The 26,499-nt window shown below is 32.8% G+C and carries 22 protein-coding genes; 10 read left to right on the plus strand and 12 right to left on the minus strand.

Translation table 11 applies throughout. The features are described 5' to 3' along the window. Positions 1 to 398 precede the first annotated feature (398 nt). On the minus strand, positions 399 to 2,189 hold the full coding sequence (locus O5O44_RS06215; protein ID WP_289196179.1) for a M56 family metallopeptidase: 1,791 nt from the start codon (positions 2,187 to 2,189) through the stop codon (positions 399 to 401). 2 nt (positions 2,190 to 2,191) lie between these two features. Then, positions 2,192 to 2,551: a BlaI/MecI/CopY family transcriptional regulator gene (locus O5O44_RS06220; RefSeq protein ID WP_289196180.1), complete on the minus strand. Its 360-nt coding sequence runs from the start codon at positions 2,549 to 2,551 to the stop codon at positions 2,192 to 2,194. Positions 2,552 to 2,858: 307 nt separating this feature from the next. Between O5O44_RS06220 and O5O44_RS06225 the strand changes: the two genes are divergently transcribed. Further along, positions 2,859 to 3,809, plus strand: coding sequence for a calcium/sodium antiporter (locus O5O44_RS06225; RefSeq protein WP_289196181.1), 951 nt, complete (start codon positions 2,859 to 2,861; stop codon positions 3,807 to 3,809). A 5-nt stretch (positions 3,810 to 3,814) separates the two neighbouring features. Here O5O44_RS06225 and O5O44_RS06230 read toward each other — a convergent pair whose 3' ends face one another. Both O5O44_RS06230 and O5O44_RS06235 read right to left on the minus strand, forming a co-directional pair. After that, positions 3,815 to 4,966: a glycoside hydrolase family 130 protein gene (locus tag O5O44_RS06230; protein WP_289196182.1), complete on the minus strand. Its 1,152-nt coding sequence runs from the start codon at positions 4,964 to 4,966 to the stop codon at positions 3,815 to 3,817. Between the two features lie 152 nt (positions 4,967 to 5,118). Further along, positions 5,119 to 6,141 carry a glutamine synthetase beta-grasp domain-containing protein gene (locus tag O5O44_RS06235; RefSeq protein WP_019388079.1) on the minus strand — a complete coding sequence of 341 codons (1,023 nt, stop codon included), beginning with the start codon at positions 6,139 to 6,141 and terminating at the stop codon, positions 5,119 to 5,121. A 245-nt stretch (positions 6,142 to 6,386) separates the two neighbouring features. On the opposite strand from O5O44_RS06235, the gene O5O44_RS06240 reads away from it, so the two are divergent. Then, the gene (locus O5O44_RS06240) at positions 6,387 to 8,573 is read left to right on the plus strand and encodes a glutamine synthetase III family protein (protein ID WP_289196183.1); all 2,187 of its coding nucleotides are present in this window, start codon (positions 6,387 to 6,389) and stop codon (positions 8,571 to 8,573) included. 137 nt (positions 8,574 to 8,710) lie between these two features. On the opposite strand, the gene O5O44_RS06245 is transcribed toward O5O44_RS06240, so the two are convergent. Continuing rightward, a complete protein-coding gene (locus O5O44_RS06245) occupies positions 8,711 to 9,589 on the minus strand; it encodes a hypothetical protein (protein ID WP_289196184.1) in 879 nt (292 codons plus the stop codon). Positions 9,590 to 9,763: 174 nt separating this feature from the next. Here O5O44_RS06245 and O5O44_RS06250 point away from each other — a divergent pair, with 174 nt between their 5' ends. The 3 genes from O5O44_RS06250 to O5O44_RS06260 all read left to right on the plus strand — a co-directional run bounded on the left by O5O44_RS06250 (position 9,764) and on the right by O5O44_RS06260 (position 14,724). After that, positions 9,764 to 10,942, plus strand: a complete 1,179-nt coding sequence (locus O5O44_RS06250; protein ID WP_289196185.1) for an AIR synthase related protein — start codon at positions 9,764 to 9,766, stop codon at positions 10,940 to 10,942. 72 nt (positions 10,943 to 11,014) lie between these two features. Next, positions 11,015 to 11,974 (plus strand): DUF3078 domain-containing protein, encoded by a 960-nt coding sequence (locus tag O5O44_RS06255; RefSeq protein WP_019388083.1) that lies wholly within the window; start codon positions 11,015 to 11,017, stop codon positions 11,972 to 11,974. A 194-nt stretch (positions 11,975 to 12,168) separates the two neighbouring features. Further along, the gene (locus O5O44_RS06260) at positions 12,169 to 14,724 is read left to right on the plus strand and encodes an adenosylcobalamin-dependent ribonucleoside-diphosphate reductase (RefSeq protein WP_289196186.1); all 2,556 of its coding nucleotides are present in this window, start codon (positions 12,169 to 12,171) and stop codon (positions 14,722 to 14,724) included. A 75-nt stretch (positions 14,725 to 14,799) separates the two neighbouring features. On the opposite strand, the gene O5O44_RS06265 is transcribed toward O5O44_RS06260, so the two are convergent. Further along, complete coding sequence (locus O5O44_RS06265) at positions 14,800 to 15,087, minus strand: hypothetical protein (RefSeq protein WP_289196187.1); 288 nt, start codon at positions 15,085 to 15,087, stop codon at positions 14,800 to 14,802. 119 nt (positions 15,088 to 15,206) lie between these two features. Here O5O44_RS06265 and prfA point away from each other — a divergent pair, with 119 nt between their 5' ends. Both prfA and pyrF read left to right on the plus strand, forming a co-directional pair. After that, positions 15,207 to 16,283, plus strand: coding sequence for a peptide chain release factor 1 (gene prfA / locus O5O44_RS06270; protein ID WP_289196188.1), 1,077 nt, complete (start codon positions 15,207 to 15,209; stop codon positions 16,281 to 16,283). A gap of 10 nt (positions 16,284 to 16,293) precedes the next feature. After that, on the plus strand, positions 16,294 to 17,112 hold the full coding sequence (gene pyrF, locus O5O44_RS06275; RefSeq protein ID WP_289196189.1) for an orotidine-5'-phosphate decarboxylase: 819 nt from the start codon (positions 16,294 to 16,296) through the stop codon (positions 17,110 to 17,112). 77 nt (positions 17,113 to 17,189) lie between these two features. Here the strand turns inward: pyrF and O5O44_RS06280 are convergent, their stop codons facing one another. From O5O44_RS06280 to O5O44_RS06290, 3 genes are all read right to left on the minus strand, one after another. Then, positions 17,190 to 17,336: a hypothetical protein gene (locus O5O44_RS06280; protein ID WP_019388087.1), complete on the minus strand. Its 147-nt coding sequence runs from the start codon at positions 17,334 to 17,336 to the stop codon at positions 17,190 to 17,192. Positions 17,337 to 17,418: 82 nt separating this feature from the next. Beyond that, entirely contained in the window at positions 17,419 to 17,616 is a 198-nt protein-coding gene (locus O5O44_RS06285) for a Lacal_2735 family protein (protein WP_289196190.1), read from the minus strand. A 92-nt stretch (positions 17,617 to 17,708) separates the two neighbouring features. Continuing rightward, entirely contained in the window at positions 17,709 to 18,413 is a 705-nt protein-coding gene (locus O5O44_RS06290; protein ID WP_289196191.1) for a DUF4197 domain-containing protein, read from the minus strand. 148 nt (positions 18,414 to 18,561) lie between these two features. Between O5O44_RS06290 and O5O44_RS06295 the strand changes: the two genes are divergently transcribed. Next, positions 18,562 to 19,683, plus strand: a complete 1,122-nt coding sequence (locus O5O44_RS06295; RefSeq protein ID WP_289196192.1) for a TlpA family protein disulfide reductase — start codon at positions 18,562 to 18,564, stop codon at positions 19,681 to 19,683. Positions 19,684 to 19,777: 94 nt separating this feature from the next. On the opposite strand, the gene O5O44_RS06300 is transcribed toward O5O44_RS06295, so the two are convergent. After that, positions 19,778 to 20,878: an OmpA family protein gene (locus tag O5O44_RS06300; RefSeq protein ID WP_289196193.1), complete on the minus strand. Its 1,101-nt coding sequence runs from the start codon at positions 20,876 to 20,878 to the stop codon at positions 19,778 to 19,780. Positions 20,879 to 21,022: 144 nt separating this feature from the next. Further along, complete coding sequence (purU, locus tag O5O44_RS06305) at positions 21,023 to 21,877, minus strand: formyltetrahydrofolate deformylase (protein WP_289196194.1); 855 nt, start codon at positions 21,875 to 21,877, stop codon at positions 21,023 to 21,025. 145 nt (positions 21,878 to 22,022) lie between these two features. Here purU and O5O44_RS06310 point away from each other — a divergent pair, with 145 nt between their 5' ends. Beyond that, the gene (locus O5O44_RS06310; protein ID WP_289196195.1) at positions 22,023 to 25,433 is read left to right on the plus strand and encodes a methylmalonyl-CoA mutase family protein; all 3,411 of its coding nucleotides are present in this window, start codon (positions 22,023 to 22,025) and stop codon (positions 25,431 to 25,433) included. 103 nt (positions 25,434 to 25,536) lie between these two features. Here O5O44_RS06310 and O5O44_RS06315 read toward each other — a convergent pair whose 3' ends face one another. Further along, complete coding sequence (locus O5O44_RS06315; RefSeq protein WP_019388094.1) at positions 25,537 to 25,932, minus strand: hypothetical protein; 396 nt, start codon at positions 25,930 to 25,932, stop codon at positions 25,537 to 25,539. Positions 25,933 to 26,055: 123 nt separating this feature from the next. Here O5O44_RS06315 and O5O44_RS06320 point away from each other — a divergent pair, with 123 nt between their 5' ends. After that, entirely contained in the window at positions 26,056 to 26,499 is a 444-nt protein-coding gene (locus O5O44_RS06320; RefSeq protein ID WP_019388095.1) for an Lrp/AsnC family transcriptional regulator, read from the plus strand.

Raw genomic sequence — 26,499 nt, forward strand, 5'->3', positions numbered from 1 at the left:
GATAATTTTGGCAAGTGCAATCATAGTTTTTAAAATTTAGAAGATTATTAATTAGATTATTTTTTTGAATGTTTTTTGAAGATATAGATTTCAAGATATGTCCACCAAACGTTTAAGCAAAAATCGATGAATTTGGATATAGATTTGTAATTAATAAAATAAAATTAGTTTTAATATTATAGTGACCCCCTTTGTAGAAGTTTCAATTAATAACAAATTATATTAAAAAAGTAAAATTATGTTATAAATATAGAGGTGTTTTGTACTGTTTTTTAAAACCCTAGGGGTTTTTGGTTGTAAAAATTCAATATTTTAAAGAATTCATCTTTTTTAGGATAATTAAAACAAAAAAAGACACTCGTAGGAGTGCCTTTGAATTTTAAACTAAAATGATACTTTTATTTTTTGGTAGTAATTTCAACAACACCATGTTCAGCCGGTTTACCATGTTTTTTAATGGCGGAATCTCCTTTAATCACGTTTATAGTTTTAATATCATCATTATCTAATGCTTTAAACGTTTTTGAATCTACAACTTTACCATCAATAATGTATAAAGGTTCCTCACCATCTTCAGTTTTTAAAACAAACTTGTTTTTACCTTCACCTTTTCCTAATGTTTTTATTTTATAAGATTTCCCGTTTGATTCATTGCCTTTAACAATTATAATGTCTTCTTCTTTGTTGATGTCGTCATTATCTACTATCACTTCAATAATATCGTCTTCATCACTGTTTTCGTTAATTTCAACAACCTTAATGCGTTTTTTAAAGGTGTTTTCTCCCTTATCTTTAGTTATAAAATGAATAGAATCATTATTTAATTCATAAACTTCGTCCTCATCAGAAATAAAAATAGCATTAGTGCCACTTCCTGTTCTACGAATTTTGTGGCTAACAGTATCGCCATCTTTTATAACATAAGAGATTATTTCTCTTTTAATATCTGCATTGCCAATAGAAATGTTTTTCCCGTTTTTACCAAAAGCTATTTTAATAGGTGCAATGGCTTCATCAGAGTTTAAGTTAAAATTGGCGTTCGAGTCTTTTCCAGAAGCTTCAATTTTAATGGCAGTTATTTCACCTTCTGCATTACGACTCAAACCTTTAAACTTTAATGTAACACCTTTCGATTTGGCGGTTTTCGCTATTTTATCTAATTCGGCGTCGGTTGTGGTTTTTGTAATAATAAATACTTCTAATTCTTTTCGTGCATCTATACCATTGCTAATAGCTGATGGCTTAACGATTACCATTTCGTTTCCAAGCGCAGTTGAAGTTTCAAACGGTTCTAAATTACCTAGAATCGTATTGGGCATCATGTTCACAACAGGTTCTGTCTTTTCAATATAAATTTCCTTCGTATTAAAACTCATAAGAAATAGAGCTATTAAAGGAACAACAAGGGCATACTTAATTTTTTTAATGTTTTTTGATTTTGATTTTTGTAACATAACGATTCGTTTTTTGATTAATGAATTATAGAAATTATTGCTTAAGGCCAATTGATGAGTTGGCACACTCGTTTTAAGCAAGGTATATTGATACGTTTTTTTGCATACCGTATTATTAACGGTATCATTATCAGCTAAAAACTCTAAATTTTGTTTTAAATCTTTGGCATAAAGCCATATAAACGGATTAAACCAAAGCGCAATACATGCCAAATGTGTAAGTAAAATATCAATACTGTGGTATTGTTTTGCATGAACCTTTTCGTGTGCTATTATCTGATTTAACTCTGCTTGATCAAATTGATCTGGATTGTAAACAATCCAATTAAAGAATGAGAAGGGAGACACGTCCTCAGCTGTTTTTACAAAAGTGTATTCGCCAATTTTCTCTTTATCATTTCCTGCTATAACTCGTGCTAAAGAAGACATTTGAATTAAGAATCGCGTAAAAAACAAGACCATCCCCAATACATAGGCAAATATGGTATAATCTATTAAGCTCAATCCCGAATCTGTCGTAGCAGGCGTAACATCAATAAAAGCGTAATTGGTTACATTAACAGGTGTATACTCAACGTATACCGGAATAACAATCAAAGGTACAGTTAAAGCAACTAACAGTCCTATTAACAAAAACCATCGGTTAGACTTAAAGAATGTTTCTCGCTGTAACAGTAGTTTGTAAAACAAGTATAATATAGCTATAATGGCACTGGCTTTAATAATATGTTCCATGATTAGGCTTCTTTTTCAATTAGTTTAATAATCTCCTTTAAGTCCTCAATACTTATTTTTTCTTCCTTAGCAAAAAACGACACCACATTTTTATACGAATTATTAAAATAATTATCTATGGCCATATTCATAAATCGTTTTCTATAATCTTCCTTTTTCACAATAGGGTAGTACTGGTGTGTTTTACCATAAGCGTTGTAAGCCACATAACCTTTGTCTTCTAAATTTCTAATAATTGTAGAAAGCGTGTTATAATGTGGTTTGTCATCTTTTATTTCTGCAAGTACATCTTTTACAAAAGCCTTTTCTAACTTCCATAAAATGTGCATAATTTCCTCTTCCTTATTGGTTAATTTTTCCATTAATTCATGTGTTTTTAAGTCGGTACAAGCGTAAACTTATGTGTTTTAATTTGGGCGCCTGCCTGCCGGCAGGCAGGTTACCACAAGGGTCGGGCTTTTCGTTACTAGTTTTGGCTCGATGCTCGCCTCGCCAAAAGCTAACCACTGCAATCCCTAACGCATTACAAACCTATAACTATTTTTATAGTTATACAACTATGTTAGTAGTTATTTAACTAAATTTTAAGTTTTCAACTCCAATTTGAAAATCATAATTCAAAAATCGTAATTCGTAAATTCTTGTATTATCTTCGCAAAAATTTTATTTATGAGTATCCTTTGGGTAATCCTTGGTTTTATTTTGCTAGTCGTAGGAGGTGAGTATCTTGTTAGATCTTCGGTAGCATTATCATTTAAATTTAATATCTCTAGAATGGTTATTGGTATGACGGTGGTATCTTTTGCCACGTCTGCACCCGAGTTATTAGTTAGTTTACAAGCAGCACTTTCAGGTTCACCTGCAATAGCCATAAATAATGTTGTAGGATCAAATATTGCTAATATCGGTTTAGTTCTGGGAATTACTGCTTTGGTAGGTGCTATAGCTGTCGATAAATCGTTTTACAAGCTAAATTGGCCAGTAATGATGGTTTTTTCAATAGTACTTTATTATTTTTTAAAAAACGACAACCTGCTATCGGCATCAGAAGGAGCTATACTTTTCATCGGCCTTCTTTTATTTTTAGTCATTCTTATTAAAAGTGCAAAAAAGGATTTGGTTGTAGAAGAAGTTGACGAAGCACTTTCTACTATATCAAATTTTAAAATTGCACTATGGTTATTAATTGGTGCGGTGGCGTTATATTTTGGTAGCGAATGGTTGGTAGAAGGTTCTAAAGAAATCGCGCGTTCTGTAGGAGTAAGTGAAGCCGTAATAGGCGTTTCTTTAATTGCAATTGGCACCAGTGTTCCAGAATTAGCAGCATCGGTAATAGCCGCAGCTAAAAAGGAGAAAGCTATTTCTTTAGGAAATTTAATTGGCTCAAATATATTTAATATAGGTTCCGTTTTAGGATTAACAGCCTTAGTTAAGCCAATTCCAGTAACAGAACCACAAATTCTTTCAAGCGATATTTTTTGGATGCTTGGTTTTTCAGCAGTCTTAATTCCATTAATATTTTTACCCAAACGATTACAAATAGGGCGACTCGAAGGATTCTTTCTAGTAATTTGTTACGGTGTTTTTATGTTTCTGGTATTTACCAAAGGCAAATTTTAAATCTTTTAATCTTTATATACGGCAACTGCAATTTTAGAATCTGCAGTACCATAATATAAAAACCATTGGTTATTAAAATAAACTAAACCTTCAACAAAACATACTTCATTCACTTCGCCCACTTTTTCATAATCTTTATCTGGGTGAATAAAATGCTTATCCGTTCTATCAATTAGTTTAAAAGGTGCGTTTTTATCAAACAAGGCTTGTCCTGCAGCATAAGTAAATTTCGGTAAACTCGTATCGTTAAAATTTTCGGCATTACTACCATTATAAATCAACAGAATGCCATCGTCTGTAATTAACGCATAAGGTCCAGGTTCAACTAATCTGCTATCAAAATAGCCCATTCTTGGGTGTAGTACTGAAATCATTTTTTTAGATTCCGAGTTTTCAGCGACTTCCCAATTTATAAGGTCTTCAGAATATGCCATAAAAATATTAGTATCGCCAAAATACATCCAGTATTTGCCATCAATTTTTTTTGCAACCATTTTATTGCCTTGTAATTCACTTACTATGGCACCAGCTTTAGACCATAAATCTTTATATTTTTCATCTTTTAAAACCAAACCATGTTTTACCCATGTTGCTAAATCTTTTGATGATGCGATACTCAAGCGAGCCGTTTTTCCATCGTATGATGTGTAGGTCATAAAATATTCTCCAGTATCGCTCTCTACAATTCTAGGGTCTTCAACACCATCAAAATAACAGAAATAACAGTCTTCAGAATTTGTTTGCGCAGTCGAATCTTTTTTATAATTCCATTCGTAAATTTTCATAGCATCGGTATCAGGATAGAAAATAGGTTCTGGCATTTTATCGAAATGCAAACCGTCTTCACTTATAGCCAAACCAATTCGGGAAGTTCCCAAAGAGTCTTGTGCTCTGTATAATAAATAAACTTTATTGTCTTTTACAATTGCTGTTGGGTTAAGCACATTGCGTTCTTCCCAATTTACCGTATTGTTTGTAATAGGGTCTAAAAATTTTAAATCCGAGGTTGGACTTAAAATAGGGTTTAAGCTATCAACTTTTTCAAAATACGGAAATGCCCAATTTTTTAAATCTTCAGATGATGTATTTTTTGTGGCTATTTTAGTTTCGCACCCCATTAATAAGAGTGCTATAAAAAGATATTGAAATAGTTTCATAACATTAGAGGTTAGTTAGTTTAATGTGTTTGTGAATCACTAAGTTAGGTGTTTTAAATACAAATTCAATTAAAGACCCTCTTAAAGTTATTTATAAAAAAAAAAGCGCTTACAACTGTAAGCGCTTTTTTTTATGAACAAAACTAATATTATTAAACTTTTGCAGATTTAACAGTTTTAATAATACGTCCTGCAATTTTATAAGGGTCACCATTAGAAGCAGGTCTTCTGTCTTCTAACCATCCTTTCCATCCTTTTTCAACAGTAATAATTGGAATTCTTATTGAAGCTCCACGGTCAGATACTCCATAAGAGAAATCAGTAATAGCAGCTGTTTCGTGTAAACCAGTTAAACGTTGATCGTTAAACTCACCATAAACAGCAATGTGTTCTTTCACTACAGGGCGGAAAGCTTCACATATTTTCTCGTAAACTTCTTTAGAACCACAAGTTCTTAAAGTCGTGTTAGAGAAGTTAGCGTGCATACCAGAACCATTCCAATCCATATCTTTTCCAAGTGGTTTTGGATGGTAATCAATGTAGTATCCATATTTTTCAGTCAATCTATCTAATAAATATCTAGCAACCCACATTTCGTCACCAGCTAATTTAGCACCTTTTGCGAATAGTTGGAATTCCCATTGTCCACAAGCAACCTCTTGGTTAATACCTTCAAAGTTTAATCCAGCAGCAATACATAGATCAGCGTGCTCTTCAACTAAATCTCTACCATGTGTGTTTTTACCACCAACAGAACAGTAGTACATTCCTTGTGGCGCAGGATATCCTCCTACAGGGAAACCTAATGGTAATTGAGTAGCAGTATCCATTATGAAATATTCTTGCTCAAAACCAAACCAGAAATCATTATCATCATCATCAATAGTTGCTCTTCCGTTTGATACGTGAGGTGTTCCATCAGCATTTAAAACTTCAGTCATAACTAAATAACCGTTAACGCGCTCCGGATCTGGAAAAATAGCAACTGGTTTAAGGATACAATCAGAAGATCCGCCCTCCGCTTGTCTAGTTGAAGATCCGTCAAAAGACCAATTGTCTAATTCTTCAATAGTTCCTTTAAAGTTTTCATGCTCTTCTACTTTAGTTTTACTTCTCAAATTTTGAGTTGGGAAATACCCGTCTAACCAAATGTATTCTAATTTAATTTTTGCCATAATATTTTAAAATGAGAAATTAATATTGTTTCAACAAATATATATTTTTATTGAGACACTGCATATTTGAGGGGGTGTTAATGTGAAAACCTGAGTTATTTTTATTTATACCCTATTTTTTTGGGGTTTATTTTAAAAAAAGCATAGTATATTATATAAATATTGAAAAATTGTTAACTAGGTGTTTCAGGATTCAATCGCTATAGTTAATTTTGTAATTCTAATTGAATCAAATTAATACGCCCATGTCAACATTACGATTTCATGCTTTAAAAGAATCATTCGCTCATAAACCTATTCCTATTGAAGAATCTTTGAAGCGTTCAGAGATTTTTGGAAAAAATGTATTTAATGAGAACACGATGCGTCAGTATTTAACAAAAGACGCTTTTCTTGGTGTAATGAGTGCCATTCAGGATGGTACCAAAATTAAAAGATCAATTGCCGACCAGGTGGCTTCATCTATGAAAGATTGGGCCTTATCTAAGGGCGTAACCCATTATACGCATTGGTTTCAGCCTTTAACGGGTGCGACTGCAGAAAAACATGACGCCTTTTTTGAAACTATAGAAGGCGGAATGGCTATTGAGAAATTTGGAGGTAATCAATTGGTACAACAGGAACCAGATGCGTCTAGTTTTCCAAGTGGAGGTATTCGGAATACATTTGAAGCAAGAGGATATACCGCTTGGGATCCAACATCACCAGCTTTTATATATGGTACAACGCTTTGTATTCCAACCATTTTCGTAGCTTATACAGGAGAGGCTTTAGATTATAAAACACCACTTTTAAGAGCCTTACAAGCTGTAGATTCAGCGGCAACAGCTGTGTGTAAATATTTTGATAAAAACGTAAAAAAAGTAACTTCATCTTTAGGTTGGGAACAAGAATACTTTTTAATAGATAAATTAATGGCGGCCAGTCGTCCAGATATTTCCTTAACGGGCAGAACCTTATTAGGACATTCTTCAGCCAAGGGACAACAATTAGATGATCATTACTTTGGATCTATTCCTAACAGAGCTCTTAACTTTATGCGTGAATTAGAAACCGAATGTATGCTTCTTGGTATTCCGGTTAAAACAAGACATAATGAGGTGGCTCCGAATCAATTTGAATTGGCTCCAATATTTGAAGAAGCCAATTTAGCTGTCGATCATAACGCTTTACTTATGGATATTATGGGACGCGTCGCTTCACGACATAATTTTAAAGTGTTGCTTCATGAAAAACCGTTTGCAGGTGTAAATGGTTCTGGTAAGCATAACAATTGGTCATTGTCAACAGATACCGGTGTGAATTTATTGGCACCCGGAAAGACCCCAATGAGTAATCTGCAGTTTTTGACATTTTTCATTAATACCATTAAAGCAGTACATACCTACGAAGCTCTTCTGCGAGCATCGATTGCTTCTGCAAGTAACGATCATAGATTGGGAGCTAACGAAGCGCCGCCAGCAATTATGTCGGTGTTTATTGGAGACCAATTAACAAAGGTTTTAGAGGAGTTAGAAGGTGTAACCAAAGGTAAATTATCGCCAGAAGAAAAAACCGAATTAAAATTAAATGTAGTAGGTAAAATTCCTGATGTACTTCTTGACAATACTGATAGAAATCGTACATCGCCTTTCGCCTTTACAGGAAATAAGTTTGAGTTTAGAGCTGTGGGGTCGCTTGCAAATTGCGGTAACCCGATGACGGTTTTAAACACCATCGTTGCTAAACAACTAAAAGACTTCAAAAAAGAGGTTGATACCTTAATAGCGAAAAAAGACTTAAAGAAAGACGAAGCCGTTTTTAATGTACTAAGAGAATATATTAAATCTTCGAGAGCTATCTTATTTGAAGGAAACGGTTATGGAAAAGAATGGGAAAAAGAAGCGAAAAAGCGTGGATTAAGTAATAACAAAACCACGCCCGAAGCCTTAAAAGCTAAAATTTCAAAAGAAAGTATTGCTTTGTTTGAAGACATGAAAGTAATGAGTAAAACCGAAACTGAAGCTCGTTACGAAATTGAGGTTGAAGCTTACATCATGCATGTGCAAATTGAAAGCCGAGTGTTAGGTGATATTGCAAGAAATCATATCGTACCAACTGCTGTGAAATATCAAAATATATTGGTTGAAAACGTACGCGGATTGAAGGAGATATTTGAAGAAAAGTACAACAGTGTGTCTAAGGAGCAAATCAATCTTATTGAAGAAATTTCAAATCATATAGAAGGCATTAACATTAATGTAAATAAAATGATTGACGCGAGAAAAGTGGCAAACGATATGAAAGACATTGATAAAAAGGCACATGCTTATTGCAATCAGGTTAAACCATTATTTGATGATATTCGTTATCATTGCGACAAGTTAGAATTGTTAATCGACGACGAAATTTGGCCTCTAACCAAGTACCGTGAAATGTTGTTTACAAGATAGTTTTTCATTAGTCAGTTGAGGTGACTATTTTGGAGTTTAAGTTCAAATGGCTTCTTGATATTTTTAATAAATAATGTTTTTCTCAGAAAAAGAGATAAAAGTGTAAAATTAAATTCGCTTGAAAACTAGGTTCTGATTCATTCTAAAGCTTTAAATGAAACTAAATAATCATACTTACTATATTTTGAATTGTTATCGAAGGATTTAACTTCATACTGGAATTCATTCTGTTTTCTGATTTCTAAAGAATAACTGTAAGGACTTAAATTGCCATTATAATCTATATAGTTTCGGTAAAAACTTGTAATTCCTTTTTTAGAAAATCGAAAACCTTTGTTGTAGAGTATAACAAATAGCTCTTGGGGTAGAACATAATAATATTGTTTACTAAGTAATAAGCTGGGAAATGAATGGTCTAAGAATTCAAAATTTTCATAAATAGATCCTTTTCTCCAGTTTGTATTGGTGTTTCTTACTGGCGATGGGTTTTCGTTTGTAAACTCTTCTATTTTGATTAGATTTTCTTGATCGTTATGAGAAAAAATAATTTTATGCCCCTCGAGAAACCCAAGAGAATCTTTATCTGAAGAAATAAAGGTTTGAATTTTTGTAATGACTTTATTTTGGTTAAAATGAATTATTGATTTGTGTTCAATAAATTTCATTTTGCTATCAAATCTATATATGACAAAATGCTCATGATTAAATTTAATACATCTTCTTGTTATGTAGAGATTTGTTAAATTCGTAAAATAATCATCAATCACTAAACTATCCGGCTCGCTAAATTTTTCTGCAAAAAGACTACCAGTACTAAAAGATGTGTAGTTGTTATTAGTATCAAAACGATATCTTATATTTGAATTGTATTCTTTTTCGGCGCCAACCCAAACCATTTTAAACTGTTCGACTTTATCATAGTCAGGGAAATATTCAATTTTTGAGTCAGAATCAGAACAACTTAGTAATGTTAGTAATAAAAAGACAATCCAAATAGCAAATATTTTCCCCTTCATTATTAGTTGGCAATTAAAAACTCAGATGCGTTATTTTTAATTAAATAAACGAATTTAATTGAAAATTTTTACAAAATGAAATTTGTTTTAGTTTAAAACCTGTTAGTAAAACTGGATTAAAAAACCACTTAAGTTTTAATACAAAGAATTACCTTTGCACCATATTATATTTTTATGAGTCAAGAAGTTTCAAAACGATATGCGCAACGCGGTGTATCAGCATCAAAAGAAGATGTGCATAATGCCATTAAGAACATTGATAAAGGATTGTTTCCTAAAGCATTCTGCAAAATAGTTCCAGATTATTTAACTAATGATGACGATTATTGCCTAATCATGCATGCCGATGGTGCAGGGACAAAATCTTCTTTAGCTTACATGTATTGGAAAGAAACTGGCGATATTTCTGTTTGGAAAGGTATTGCTCAAGATGCGTTAATCATGAATATCGACGACCTGTTATGTGTTGGGGCAACTGATAATATCATGTTATCATCAACCATAGGAAGAAATAAAAATTTAATTCCAGGCGAAGTACTTTCTGCTATTATTAACGGTACTGAAGAATTGCTCGATGATTTAAAATCGTTCGGTGTAACTATTCATTCTACAGGTGGTGAAACTGCCGATGTTGGCGATTTGGTTAGAACCATTATTGTTGATTCTACCGTAACCGCAAGAATGAAACGAAGCGAGGTTATCGATAATGCAAATATCAAAGCTGGCGATGTTATTGTTGGTTTAGAGAGTTTCGGGCAAGCCACTTATGAGAAGGAATATAATGGAGGTATGGGAAGTAACGGTTTAACATCTGCACGACATGATGTGTTCAGTAAATATCTAGCAAAAAAATACCCTGAAAGTTTTGACGCGTCAGTTCCAGAAGATTTAGTGTATTCTGGAGGTGTGAAACTAACAGATAGTGTTAATGATTCACCGCTTGATGCTGGTAAATTAGTGCTATCGCCTACTCGAACGTATGCGCCAATAATAAAAGCCATTTTATCTAAATATAACAGTGAATCTATTCATGGTATGGTACATTGTTCTGGTGGTGCACAAACTAAAATTCTTCATTTTGTTGATGAGTTTCATATTGTAAAAGATAATATGTTTCCAATTCCACCATTATTTAAATTGATTCAAGAGCAATCAAAAACCGATTGGAAGGAAATGTATCAAGTCTTTAATTGCGGACACCGCATGGAATTATATGTATCACCTGAAGTGGCGGAAAGCATCATTGAAATATCGAAGTCTTTTAATGTAAATGCTAAAATTATAGGTAGAGTTGAGGCTTCAAAAGTTAAGAAGCTTACAATAAAATCAGAGTTTGGTGAGTTTAGTTACTAAAATTCTTAAAATTTAATTTACTGTGGAATAGTTTTTGAGGCAAAAACTGATTTTAAAATCAACCTAACAACCATGAAAAACACCATTTTAATTTTAGTATGTCTATTTGTTAATTTTGTCTTTGCGCAACCAGATACGCTTTACATAAAAGTTAAAAAAGAAAAATACACAGGGCCACAATGGAAACAAAAGAATAATGTATCAGCAGATATCAATCAAGTTTCATTTACTAACTGGAATTCTGGTGGTAGTAATTCAATTTCTGCTTTAGTTGGTTTAAGATCTGCCTTAAATTATAGTGATAAATTCTTCAATTGGAAAAATAACGCATCCATTAGTTACGGTATTAATAAACAGCAATCACGTGAGCTTAGAAAAACCGACGATTTATTTGAGTTAAACTCGAATATGGGGTATAAACCAGATAGTTTATCAAATTGGTTTTACTCCGCAAGACTAAATTTCAGAACTCAACTTACCAACGGTTATAAATATCCAAATACTGATGAGCCAATTTCTAGATTAATGGCTCCAGGCTACTTGTTTTTAGGTGTTGGTATGGAATATGGTAAACGAATTGAACAACTATCATTTTACTTTTCTCCATTAACTTTAAAAGCCACTTTTGTTTTAGATGAAGATTTAGCAAATGCTGGATCATTTGGTGTTACGCCTGCGATTTTCGATGATGAAGGCAATGTGCTTGTTCCTGGCGAACAAATAAGGCGGGAAGTAGGAGTTTTGGTAACCAATAGTTATCAAATGGAGCTTGCAGAAAATATAAACGTTAAAAATCAATTAAGTCTTTATTCAGATTATATAAATAACTTCGGAAATCTAGATATTGATTGGAGAATAGATTTCGATTTTAAAGTGAACTCGTTTGTTCGAGCCACACTTGGTTCTCATATTAGATATGACGACGATGTTAAAATACAAACACCTACCGAGATAGAGGGGGAGTTTGATGAAGCTGGGGCTAAAGTGCAATGGAAACAGTTTTTAGGAGTTGGTTTTGCTCTAGATTTCTAAAAAAATAAATCACAACTTTATTGAAAAATTTGTTAACTTTTTTATGTTGATAAATTATCAAAACACTATAAATCAGTTACTTAAGTCGTTTTGTTGGTAAACTTTATGACTTTTGTCATATTTTATGTTGTACATTTAGGGTTTCTTTATAGAATTAATTAATCTGTATTAACCTTAAAACCTTGAATGTATTAATGAACACTGAACTTGCCCAAAAAACAGCCAAAACTTACAGCACTGACAGTGCATTTGAAGCCTCCCTCAAATATTTTAAAAATGATGAATTAGCCGCCCGTGTTTGGTTAAACAAATACGCTTTAAAAGATTCGGAAGGGAACATTTACGAATTAACGCCTAACGATATGCATACTCGCATAGCAAAAGAAATTGCTAGAGTCGAGAAAAAGTATGCAAATCCGATGTCTGAAAAAGAAATATTTGATCTTATTAAAGATTTTAAATATATAGTTCCTCAAGGAAGCCCAATGGCCGGAATAGGAAATCCTTATCAAATTGGGTCACTATCCAATTGTTTTGTTATTGGTAATGATGGAAATTCTGATTCTTACGGTGGCATCATGAAAATTGACCAAGAACAAGTTCAGCTTATGAAGCGCCGTGGTGGTGTTGGTCACGATTTGTCACATATCAGACCTAAAGGATCAGCCGTAAAAAATTCGGCATTAACCTCTACAGGTATTGTGCCTTTTATGGAGCGTTATTCAAATTCTACAAGAGAAGTAGCGCAAGATGGAAGACGAGGTGCACTTATGCTTTCAGTTTCAATTAATCATCCAGATTCCGAAGATTTTATCAATGCCAAATTAGAGCAAGGTAAAGTAACTGGTGCGAACGTTTCAGTAAGAATTGATGATGAGTTTATGAAAGCTGTTAAAAACGACTCAGATTACATTCAGAAATATCCAGTCTTCAGTGAAAACCCAAAAGTTTCTAAAACTATAAAAGCAAATACTTTATGGAAAAAAATAGTTCATAATGCATGGAAATCTGCAGAACCCGGAATTTTATTTTGGGATACTATAATCAACGAATCAGTTCCAGATTGTTATGCTGATTTAGGTTATAAAACCGTGTCTACTAACCCTTGCGGAGAAATCCCTTTGTGTCCATATGATTCATGTAGATTGTTAGCTATAAACTTGTTTTCTTATGTAGAAAATCCGTTTACAGATAAAGCAGCATTCAATTTTGAATTATTTAAAAAACACGTTGCGGCAGCACAACGTATTATGGATGATATCATTGATTTAGAACTTGAAAAAATCGATAATATCATTAAAAAAATTGACCAAGACCCAGAATTAGACGAAGTTAAAGCTACCGAACGTAATTTATGGTTAAACATTCAGCGTAAAGCTGAAGAAGGAAGAAGAACGGGAGTTGGTATTACGGCAGAAGGCGATATGTTGGCAGCTTTAGGTATTCAGTATGGAAGTAAAGCAGGTAATGCATTTTCATTAGAAGTTCATAAAACAATTGCAATTGAAGCTTATAGAGCATCTGTGCATTTAGCTAAAGATCGTGGTGCATTTTCGATTTTTGATGTAGAGCGTGAAAAAAATAATCCTTTTATAAATAGGTTAAAAGAAGCCGATAGTCAACTCTATTATGAAATGTTGGAATATGGCAGACGAAATATTGCCTTGTTAACTATCGCTCCAACAGGAACAACAAGTTTAATGACACAAACAACTTCGGGAATTGAACCGGTGTTTATGCCTGTATATAAAAGAAGAAGAAAAGTAAATCCTAACGATAATGACGCACGTGTTGATTTTGTTGATGAAGTAGGAGATTCTTGGGAAGAATATGTTGTTTTTCATCATCGTTTCAAACAATGGATGGAAGTGCAAGGCATTGATACTACGAAAAACTTTTCTCAAACTGAAATTGATAAGCTAATAAAAAAATCGCCTTACTATAAAGCGACTTCCAATGATGTCGATTGGTTAAGTAAAGTGAGCATGCAAGGTGCTATTCAAAAATGGGTAGATCACTCCATTAGTGTAACTATCAATTTACCAAATGATGTTTCAGAAGATTTAGTTGGCGAGTTGTACTTAAAAGCATGGGAAGTAGGTTGTAAAGGCGTTACCGTTTATAGAGATGGTTCGCGTTCAGGAGTATTAATTTCTAATGAAGATAATAAAGAAGAAAAAGCAGATACAACGCTAACGGCGTTCCCAATTAAGCGTCCGCAAGTTTTAGAAGCCGATGTGGTTCGTTTTCAGAACAGTAAAGAAAAGTGGATTGCCTTCATAGGGTTAATAGATGAGAAGCCTTATGAAGTGTTTACTGGACTAGCTGATGATGAAGATGGAATCTTAATTCCGCGTTGGGTTAATAAAGGTGTAATCATTAAAAATAAAGATGAGGATGGTAGTACCAGATACGATTTTCAATACAAAAACACCCGAGGTTATAAAACAACTATAGAAGGGTTGTCGCATAAATTTAATCCAGAGTTTTGGAATTATGCAAAACTCATTTCAAGCACGCTGCGTCACGGTATGCCAATTGATAAAATTGTAGATTTAATTAACAGTTTACAATTAGATAGTGAATCTATCAATACATGGAAAAATGGTGTAGTAAGAGCATTGAAGCGTTATGTTGCAGATGGTACAAAGGCCAAAGGACAAGCTTGCGATAATTGCAAATCTGAAAATTTAATTTACCAAGAAGGTTGTTTAACTTGTAAAGATTGCGGTTCTTCAAAGTGCGGTTAATATTAGAATAAAATAGATTTTTAAAAAAGGAAGCCCATTGGTTTCCTTTTTTTATTATTCAAAAGGCAACTTCAATTATATAAACTCTTGTAATATGATTAAAAAGGGAAGCGAAAATACCGCGTCAATAATAAAAATAAATGAGAACAATTTTAAAGTTGTTATGCCTAAATTTTTGTAGAGATTTAGTTTACGTTTGGCACGAGATTCATTCAATAAATGCCATAATGAAAGCACTAAAAGCAATTTAACTATAAGAATTACGATGATGTCTAACTTTATAAAAGAAAACAACATGTTTAGTATTAAAGACCAAATAATAAATGGTCTGTAAAACATCAATATGGATAATAGTTGCTGCATGAGTATCATTAATAACGATTTATACGAGATATTATTTTTTATTTTACCAATTACAACCCTGACTAATCATTGAAAATTGATAAATTATCGTATTTTTGGTGTCCAATTATAAAAGGCAGATGTTAAAGAAATTACAGATAGTAAAGCAACGTTTTGATGAGGTTAGCGATTTAATTATCCAACCAGATATTATATCAGATAAAAAGCGATATGTTGAGCTAAATAGGGAATATAAAGACTTGCGAATTCTTATGGATAAACGCGAGAAATACATAGAACTTACCAATAATTTAGCAGAAGCTGAAGAAATTATTTCTGATGGAAGCGATTCAGAAATGGTTGAAATGGCTAAAATGCAATATGATGAAGCCAAATCAGGAATTTCAGCTTTAGAAGAAGAAATTAAAGTGTTATTAATACCTAAAGATCCTGAAGATGCTAAAAATGCCGTTGTAGAATTACGTGCGGGTACAGGTGGTGATGAAGCAAGTATTTTTGCAGGTGATTTATTTAGAATGTATACTAAATATTGCGAAAGTAAAGGTTGGAAAGTAGATACTGTAGATTTTAGTGAAGGCACCAATGGAGGCTTCAAGGAAATTCAGTTTGAAGTTACTGGTGAAGATGTTTACGGAACATTAAAATTTGAAGCAGGAGTGCATCGTGTTCAACGCGTACCACAAACAGAAACACAAGGTCGCGTGCATACTAGTGCAGCTACCGTTATGGTTTTTCCTGAAGCTGAAGAATTTGATGTTGAAATAAACCCGAAGGATGTAAGAATTGATTTTTTCTGTTCTTCTGGTCCTGGTGGTCAATCGGTAAACACCACGTATTCGGCGGTGCGTTTAACGCATATTCCAACCGGTTTAGTTGCTCAATGTCAAGATCAAAAATCACAACATAAAAATAAAGAAAAGGCATTTAAAGTTTTACGCTCACGATTATACGATTTAGAACTTGCTAAAAAGCAAGAAGAAGATGCAGCTAAACGTGGTAGTATGGTGTCTTCTGGTGATAGAAGTGCAAAAATTAGAACGTATAACTATCCCCAAGGTCGTGTAACAGACCATAGAATTGGTTTAACTCTTTACGATTTGAGTAATATAGTAAATGGCGATATTCAAAAAATAATTGACGAATTACAGCTTGCTGAAAATACCGAAAAGTTAAAGGCAAATAGCGACGTAATTTAAAACTAACTAAGTGACAACAGCACAACTCGTTCAGGAAATCAAAAAAAAGAAATCCTTTTTATGCATAGGATTAGATGTTGATTTAAATAAAATACCAAAGCATCTTTTAGAAGCCGAGGATGCAATTTTCGAATTCAATAAAGCCATAATTGATGCCACTCATCATTTATGTGTGGCCTACAAACCAAATACGGCATTTTATGAAGCTTATGGTATTAAAGGTTGGCAGTCTTTAGAAAAAACTATTAACTACATTAATAATAATCATCCTGAAATATTTACAATTGCCGATGCTAAACGTGGTGATATTGGTAACACAAGCAGTATGTACGCTAAAGCATTTTTTGAAGACCTTGCGTTCGATTCTGTAACAGTTGCACCTTACATGGGTCAAGATTCCGTCGAGCCTTTTTTAGCATTTACAAATAAGCACACTATACTTTTGGCCCTTACTTCAAATCAAGGTGCTTTTGATTTTCAGACAAAAACCATTGATGGAAAAGAAGTGTACAAACAGGTATTGGAAACTTCAAAACAATGGAAAAATGCTGAGCAATTAATGTATGTAGTTGGAGCTACCAAGGCCGAATATCTAGCGGATATTAGAAAAATAATTCCTGATAGTTTTTTATTGGTTCCTGGTGTTGGCGCTCAAGGCGGAAATTTGCAAGACGTTTGTAAATACGGGATGAACGATAATGTCGGTTTGCTTATAAATTCTTCAAGAGGTATTATTTATGCTTCAAACGATACTGATTTTGCACAGGCCGCTGCAAGAAAATCTCAAGAATTGCAGGAAGAAATGCGCTCAATATTAGAATTAATTTGATTGAGTTTTAGCCATAAATATCTAAGCTATACTCTTTCGAAACTAGCTAGATATTTTAATATATTTCGATGAAAGTTTTAAAAAGCACTTTTTAAATCTTCAGAATAATAGACTTTTGATGTGTCGTCTACAAAGTTCGCTATTCGTCTTTCTAATTCTTTTAAACTGATTGCTTTACTAAGGTTGGGTCTTATTTTTCCAACTCTACAAAATTGTGTGTTCATATACGTTCTTTTTTATACTTTAAAGTACGTATAAATGAGCCAATTAGATGTGACGGAATAGTTAAAGAATTATTAAATAAATTTAAGCAATAGATTGATATTGTTCTCTAGCAAGAAATTTTAGTCGATTAAGTTTGTTTAGAAGCTTTATTGCTTTGTATTCTGAAATATCACTTAATGCAGAATCTGTTTGTCTAAAATTATAAGCTTGTTCAACTAATTTTTTGTATTTAATATTGAGTTCTTCCTGCTTTTTAAGAATCACATCCGTGTTTTGCATGACTTAGTTAAATTTCAATCATTTAAATATACATTTTTTATTTAAAAAATTCAAACGAGAAAAATTAGTCCAATAAGACAAGGCATTTTACTCTAATCTTGTAGTGCGAAAACTTTTTTGAGTAAATCTGTTGTTCTTGAAGATATATTTGTTCTAATATCTTTTTCTTCAACAGCTATCATGGTATAAACCCCTTTTAAAGCTTCACTAGTTACATAATCCGTTAAATCTGGATTCACCTTGTTTGTAAAAGGAATGTTATTGTATCTATTAATCAAATTACTCCAAATTTCATCTGCACCTACTTTATCAAAAGAATTTTTAATTACTGGGTTGAATTTAGCGTATAACTCCAATTGTGTTTTTGCGGTGAGGTATTGTGTTGCAGCATCATTATCTCCTAATAGAATGTTTTTAGCATCATCAAAAGTAATTTCCTTTACAGCATCCACAAATATTGGAGTAGCTTCTTTAACGGCATCTTCCGCAGCTCTGTTAAGTACTTTTAGACCTTCGTCTGCCAAATTATCTAAACCAATATCTCGAAGTGTTTTATCGACTTTCTGAAGTTCTTCAGGTAGTAATATTTTAACCAATTCATTTTTAAAAAATCCATCGGTTTGGGTTAGTTTAGTTACCTGTTTATCTATACCAAAGTCTAATGCTTGTCTTAATCCAGCAGCAATATCAGAATTTCCAAGGGTTCCTCCTTGCGGGAGTTGATTGACAACTTGTTGAAGTTCTGCACAGGCAGTTAGGTTAAGAATTAAAAATAAGGCTAATAATTTACGTGTCATGATTTTGGGTTTTATGTGAAACAAAGATAAATTTTAGTTCTTAAAATTTTTAGGTTTATACTTTTATTTAATAAAATACTATTTTAGCACAATGTTTGTTATGTAATTGATACAAAGACAATTTAATCAAGTTAAAGTTTAAATTATAATGAAATTTAAAAAGATATCTTTTTATTTAGTATGCTTATTTAGTTCGACATTTATCTTCGGACAAATAAAGGTTTCTGAATATATTCAACAATCATCCATTGCGACTCAAACAGACAATAAGCTTTATTTTGTAGATTTTTGGGCTACCTGGTGCGGTCCTTGTGTTCATGCATCTAAATATATTGAATCGCTACAAAAGCAATATGCTGATGATTTTTATGTGCTTTCGTTATCTCAAGAAAGTCCGGAAGTTGTGAAACGTTTTATGCTTAAACATCAAAATGGATTAGCTACAGCAATCGACTACGAAGGACAAACTTTTTCCAAAAATAAAGTACAGAGTTTACCTTACAGCATTTTATACAACGCACATGGTATGAAACTTTGGGAAGGTCATCCTGCCGATTTTAAGCCAAATCATTTAGAAAAGTTTTTGAGAGATAACCCCAATAAAATAGCAGTAGATAAAATAATACTAACGCAAGCATATCAAAAAACGGTTGCTAAAAAGGAAGATGAGCTAAAAAAAGATATTGAGATATCTCCTTTAAATGAATCTTGGGATGCTACATTACAAATTGTAAAACATGACAGTTATATTGAGTTAACCGGTAATTTAAAAGATATTTTGGCATATGCTCTAGATTGTTACAAAAGCCAAATTAAATTAACTAATGCCAATAATGATTCGTATCGGGTTAAATTAAGAATTGATTCGGATGCGTTTAATAATAAATCTAAATATATATTGAAGGCATTAAAAATGAAGGAGTCCAGAAAATATACTGAGGGAGAAGCTTTGGTTTTTGAAATTAAGAACCCAACATTTTGGGATACTAATCAAATCGATTGGGGTAAGGATACACAGCAGTTTTTAATTGGTGATTCTGAAATTAAGGCAGATAATGTTACATTAAATCAAGTTAAGTTTCAGCTTTCTAATGTACTTGAAACACCGATAATCGTAACATCGAATGTCGAAAACCAAGAGCATGATTGGGATATTCATTATAAGTATTTTGATTTAATGGTGTCTATAATGAAGGATAATTATGGTATTGATATTGAAAAGAAGGTTACTCAATATCCTGAATATATAATAACAAGAAGAGGAAGATAAATCTTCTAGACCTTAATATCTTAAGAAGATTGTATAAATAAAAAAAGGCACCCAATTGGATGCCTTTTTTCATTATAGTGTTGAATTATAACTATTAGTTGTTTTTTAATACTCTAAATTCAGTTCTTCTATTTTTTTGGTGTTCTGCTTCAGAGCACTCTACACCATTAGAACAACGGTTTACTAATCTAGTTTCTCCGTATCCTCTACCAGATAAACGGCTTCTGTTAATACCTTTAGATACTAAGTAGTTTACAACAGCATTAGCACGTTGTTGTGATAAAGACATGTTGAAATCATCATTACCTCTAGCATCTGTATGAGACATTAATTCAATATTTACAGGCTTACTGTTTAATAATGGTAATAAAGTTTCATCAATAGTTTTCTTAGAAGCTGGAGTAATACGCGCGCTACCTAACTCATAGAAAATTGGTAATACGTTAGCGTCAAATAATCCACAGTCAACTTCTTCCCAAGTAGTGATTCCACCTTTTTTAGCTAAAACAGTTCTAGTAATAGTTTGTGTTTTTGCAGGTACAGTTATACTTCTTGTAGTTGCAGGACTAGCAACAACTTGACGAGTGATAGTTCCATATTCAGCAGGAATTTCAATCTCAGTCATTGTAGCTGGAGTTTTAACAACACGTTTTTTGTAAGTTCCACCTACTTCTCCAACTGGTGAGTTACTTACTGTAGCATCTTTTGCTAAAGTTGTAAAGCTAACATCTTTAAATTGAGCTGGGTACCCAACATAACAAGCAACCATACAGTCCTCTTTGTTTGGAGAATCACATGCAGTTTCTTTGTATTCCCATCCAGAAGTTTCAGGATAAACCTCAAAAGTTCTAGAGTTAGTAGCAAATGATGCAGGACTAACCTTTAAATCACCTCTACCATCTTTTTTAGTATAAGGAACATCAACAGTTTCATATACAGCAGGTACATATACGAATTTTTTAGACGCTTCTTTAATTAATACACGATCTTCAACAGTTTTGTAAGTTGCAGGGACAACTTCTAATTTTGTATAAGAAGGATATACTTCAATAGTTTCTGTAACTTCATTGAATTCATCTTTCGTGATACATTTTACATAACACTTCCCTGGTTCTGGGTTCGAGGGTAGGTTTTGAGCTTGAGCAAAACCTAAGCCTAATAAAAAAGTTAGGCATAAAAATACTTTTGTTTTCATAAAAATTAAAATTTAGTTAATGGGTTAATATTTCCACAATTGTGAGACACACATAAAATAAATAAGTCACACAAAAAAAATAGAAATTAACATTTGTTAAGAGTAAATTTTAATTTTTTGCAATAAGAATCTTAAATAAATGGACTAGGAGAAGATCACAGTTTTATTATTAAAAACCATTACTTTTCTATTAGCGTGCAGTTTAACTGCGTTGGCGAGAACTATCTTTTCTAAATCGCGTCCTTTTGCAATTAAATCTGATATGGCATGAGAATGTGATACTCTTGTAACATCTTGTTCGATAATAGGACCAGCATCTAGCTCCTCTGTAACATAATGGCTTGTGGCACCAATAATTTTAACACCACGTTTAAAAGCAGAGTGATAAGGTTTGGCACCAACAAACGCTGGTAAGAACGAATGATGAATGTTGATGATTTTATTAGGGTATTGATCAATTAATTTTCCAGAAACTATTTGCATATATCTGGCAAGTACTATAAAATCTATTCTATGGTTTTCTAGAAGTTCCAGCTGTTGGTTTTCAGCTTCATCTTTTAACTCTTTAGTTACTGGTATATGATAAAACGGAATATTAAAACTGTCTGCAATAGGTTTTAAATCCAAATGATTGCTAATAATAAAAGGTATTTCTAAATTGAGTTCTCCTGAGTTGTAGCGTCCAAGTAGATCGTATAAGCAATGGTCATATTTTGATACAAATAAAGCCATTTTAGGTTTCTTTTCAGAAGAATAAATACGCCATTTCATTTCAAATGTTTTAGCTAAACCAGTTTCAAAAACAGATTTAAAATGTTCTGTAGAAAATGATTCCGAACTAAATTCACTCTCTAATCGCATAAAAAAGATGTCTTGTTCTCGATCAACATGTTGGTCAATATAAACAATATTTCCGCCTTGTTCTGCAATAAAACTTGTAACAGATGCAATTATTTTAGGTCGGTCTTTACAATGTATTAATATGGTAATCTTATTCATAATGCCTTCAGTATTCGGCGCTAAAAATAGTTTAAAATTGACTTAGGCAAGAATTGGAATAATAGTTTTATATAATCTTTTGTAAATGGCTTATTTTTTTGAATATTTCGTAAATTGCGGTACTAAAATGTAATAATCTTTACGAATGAACCAACAAGTGCCTTATAAGCCCGAGCATAAAGTTAGAATTGTAACAGCTGCATCACTTTTTGATGGACATGATGCGTCAATTAATATTATGCGCCGAATTATTCAAGCAACAGGTGTAGAAGTGATACATTTAGGGCATGATAGAAGCGTCGAAGAGGTTGTTAATACTGCCATTCAAGAAGATGTGAATGCTATTTGTTTAACTTCATATCAAGGTGGACATAACGAGTATTTTAAATACATGTATGATTTGCTTAAGGAAAAAGGAGCAGATAACATTAAAATATTTGGCGGCGGCGGAGGCGTAATTTTGCCTGCGGAAATAAAAGATTTAATGGATTATGGAATTTCTAGAATCTATTCGCCAGATGATGGTCGAGAAATGGGATTGCAAGGCATGATTAATGATTTGGTTAACCAATCAGATTTTGCCATTGGTGATAATTTAAATATAACGCTAAAGGACTTAGAAAATAAAACTCCAAAAACCATTGCCAGGGTTATATCTTCCGCAGAAAATTTTCCGGATATAGCAAAAGAAACATTGGATAAAATTCATATTAAGAATAAAAATTCAAAAATCCCAGTTTTAGGTATAACAGGAACAGGAGGTGCAGGTAAATCTAGTTTAGTCGATGAATTAGTAAGACGATTTTTAATTGATTTTCCTTCTAAGACAGTTGGTATTATATCTGTTGACCCCTCTAAAAGAAAAACAGGTGGCGCATTGTTGGGCGATAGAATCAGAATGAATTCTATTAATAACTCAAGAGTTTATATGCGCAGTTTAGCTACACGTCAATCTAATTTAGCATTATCAAAACATGTTAATGAAGCGGTTGAAGTTTTAAAAGCAGCTGAGTTTGATTTGATTATTTTAGAAACTTCAGGAATTGGTCAATCAGATACCGAAATTATTGAACATAGTGATGTCTCGTTGTATGTTATGACTCCAGAATTTGGAGCAGCTACACAATTAGAAAAAATTGATATGCTTGATTTTGCAGACTTAGTAGCTATTAATAAATTTGATAAACGAGGCTCTTTAGATGCTTTACGCGATGTGAAAAAGCAGTATATGCGTAACAACAATTTATGGAATACGCCACAAGAGGACTTACCTGTTTTTGGTACCATAGCATCACAGTTTAATGATCCAGGTATGAACACGCTATATAAAGCAGTCATGGATAAATTGGTTGATAAGACGGACTCTGATTTAAAATCTACGTTTGAAATTTCACTTGAAATGAGTGAAAAGATTTTTGTAATTCCCCCAAATAGAACCCGTTATTTATCAGAAATTGCAGAGAATAATAGAGCTTATGATAAAACAGCTATTGATCAGGTTGATGTTGCACAAAAATTATATGGAATTTATAAAACCTTAGAATCTGTTTTGGGAAAATCTCCAAAATTAGATAAAGCAGGAATTGATTCAAAGTCAATCGAATCTAAAGAAAATAGAGAGTTTATAAAATTGCTTACAGGAGAATTCGATAGAGTAAAACTAAACCTAGACCCTCATAACTGGGAAATGATAACAGGTTGGAACGAAAAAGTAGACAGATACAAAAATCCAGTTTATAGCTTCAAAGTTAGAGATAAAGAGGTTAAAATTGAAACCCATACGGAGTCTTTATCACATGTCCAAATTCCGAAAGTAGCGCTTCCTAAATACCAGGCTTGGGGCGATATTTTAAAATGGTGTTTGCAGGAAAATGTTCCGGGGGAATTTCCTTTTACATCTGGACTGTATCCGTTTAAAAGAACTGGCGAAGATCCTGCTAGAATGTTTGCGGGCGAAGGTGGTCCAGAACGAACCAACAAACGTTTTCATTATGTAAGTGCTGGTTTGCCTGCCAAACGTTTATCTACAGCTTTTGATAGTGTAACGCTTTATGGAAACGATCCTGATTATAGACCAGATATTTACGGAAAAATTGGAAATGCTGGTGTTAGTATTTGCTGTCTAGATGATGCTAAAAAACTGTACTCAGGGTTTAATTTGGCTGATGTTATGACGTCGGTGAGTATGACAATAAATGGTCCTGCGCCCATGTTATTAGGTTTTTTTATGAATGCAGCCATCGACCAACAATGTGAAATTTATATAAAAGAAAACGGTTTAGAAAAAGAGGTTGAAGCTAAAATAACTAAGATTTATAAAGGTAATGAAAGACCCAAATATAATGGAGAATTACCTGAAGGTAATAACGGACTAGGGTTAATGTTGTTAGGGGTAACAGGTGATCAAGTGTTGCCTGAAGATGTTTACGAAAGTATAAAAGCGAATACCATATCCCAAGTACGAGGAACGGTTCAAGCCGATATTTTAAAAGAAGATCAAGCACAAAATACTTGTATTTTTTCAACTGAATTTGCATTGCGCTTAATGGGTGATGTTCAGGAATATTTTATTGAAAATAATGTGCGTAACTTTTATTCAGTTTCTATTTCAGGCTATCATATTGCAGAAGCTGGGGCAAACCCAATCACACAGTTGGCATTAACACTGTCTAATGGTTTTACCTATGTAGAATATTATTTAAGTCGCGGTATGGACATCAATAAATTTGGTCCTAATTTATCGTTTTTCTTTTCAAACGGAATCGATCCTGAATATGCTGTTATAGGTCGTGTGGCAAGAAAAATTTGGGCCAAAGCTATGAAGCTTAAATACGGAGCCAATGCGCGAGCACAAATGCTAAAATATCATATCCAAACCTCAGGACGAAGTTTACATGCTCAGGAAATTGATTTTAATGATATTCGTACTACGCTTCAAGCATTATATGCCATTTACGATAATTGTAACTCACTGCATACCAATGCTTATGATGAAGCGATAACAACACCTACTGAAGAATCTGTACGTCGTGCAATGGCTATACAGCTTATAATAAATAAAGAATTAGGATTAGCGAAAAACGAAAATCCAATTCAAGGATCTTTCATTATTGAAGAATTAACCGATTTGGTAGAAGAAGCTGTGTTGTTAGAATTCGATAGAATTACTGAAAGAGGAGGTGTTCTTGGTGCCATGGAAACCATGTATCAACGATCTAAAATCCAAGAAGAAAGTTTGTATTATGAAACATTAAAACATAACGGGGATTTCCCAATTATAGGTGTAAATACATTTTTGAGTAGTAAGGGATCTCCAACAGTTTTACCTGCTGAAGTTATTCGAGCCACGGAAGGGGAAAAGAAATTCCAAATTAAAACTTTAGAAAATCTTCATAAAGCACATAAAACCGAAGCCTTACTTAAAGAACTTCAACAAAAAGCTATTAATAGCAAAAACATTTTTGAATCTTTAATGGAAGTTTGTAAAGTTTGCTCCTTAGGGCAAATAACGAATGCATTATTTGAAGTTGGAGGTCAGTATCGCAGAAATATGTAAGCCGTTAATCACTTAACTTAGAACATAATCTCATTTTTTTAAACTAATCAAAGGGTGCAGTAATTCAATGACAGTTGAATACTAAAATTCAATAAAATCTAAATTATAAAGTCAACATCCACGAACTTTGAAGTTTTTTGAATTTTTTCAATTCACTTCTTAAAATTGGCAAGAAATCTTTACCGTTACTATTAGATTTTTCTAATCGATAGGAGTTTCTGTAAAGTTTGTTTGTAAGTTTTCTTAAAGACGCAAGATGTTTATGTTTCTTATCTGAATAGCGCTCTAATTCGGCATTAACAATTTCAGGAACAAGGGATACAGATTGTTGTACAATATCACCAGAGAAATAGATATTGATATCTTCTGAACCATCTGGTTTTAAATTAGATAGGTCGTGATTTAAATACAAAGATATGTTCTGAGATAAGGCGAAAATCTCTAAAGCCTTTTGATAAACCGGTAAATCCGATAGGTTTGATGGGGTATTGTGTAACATATCTTAATTCAGTAAGCAATTTTACCAAAATTACTCACAAGTTATGATATTCAACTTTAGTTTTTAAAGTAAAAATGTATATTTGCTTTAATTATTAATTATTTTTAGTTAATTTTCCTTTAAATGAGTATCGATAATATAAATAGCAAAATTTTAAAGTGCTTACAAGAAAATGCGAGACTATCAAATGCTGCCATTGGGAGGCAAGTTGGCATAAGTTCTCCTGCAGTTTCAGAACGCATTAAAAAAATGGAAGATCTTGGAATAATAGAGGGTTATAAAACTATTGTTTCTCCATTTGAAATTGGATATCAACTTAAAGCTATCATAACCTTACGTGCTTTTATGGGTAAACTGAAGCCCTTTTTAGAAAAAGTAAAAACCTATGATGAAGTTATCAATTGTTATAGAATTACAGGTGATGAAAACATTGTAATGGAAGTAGTTTTGAAAAATCAAAAACATTTAGAAACCTTTATAGACCAATTGATTACCTATGGTGAATCAAAAACTCAAATCGTTTTGTCTCGGGTTGTTAAACAAAAAGAAATAAAACCGCTTAAGTAA

The sequence above is a fragment of the Algibacter luteus genome, assembly GCF_030344935.1.
Taxonomy (GTDB): Bacteria; Bacteroidota; Bacteroidia; order Flavobacteriales; family Flavobacteriaceae; genus Arenitalea; species Arenitalea lutea.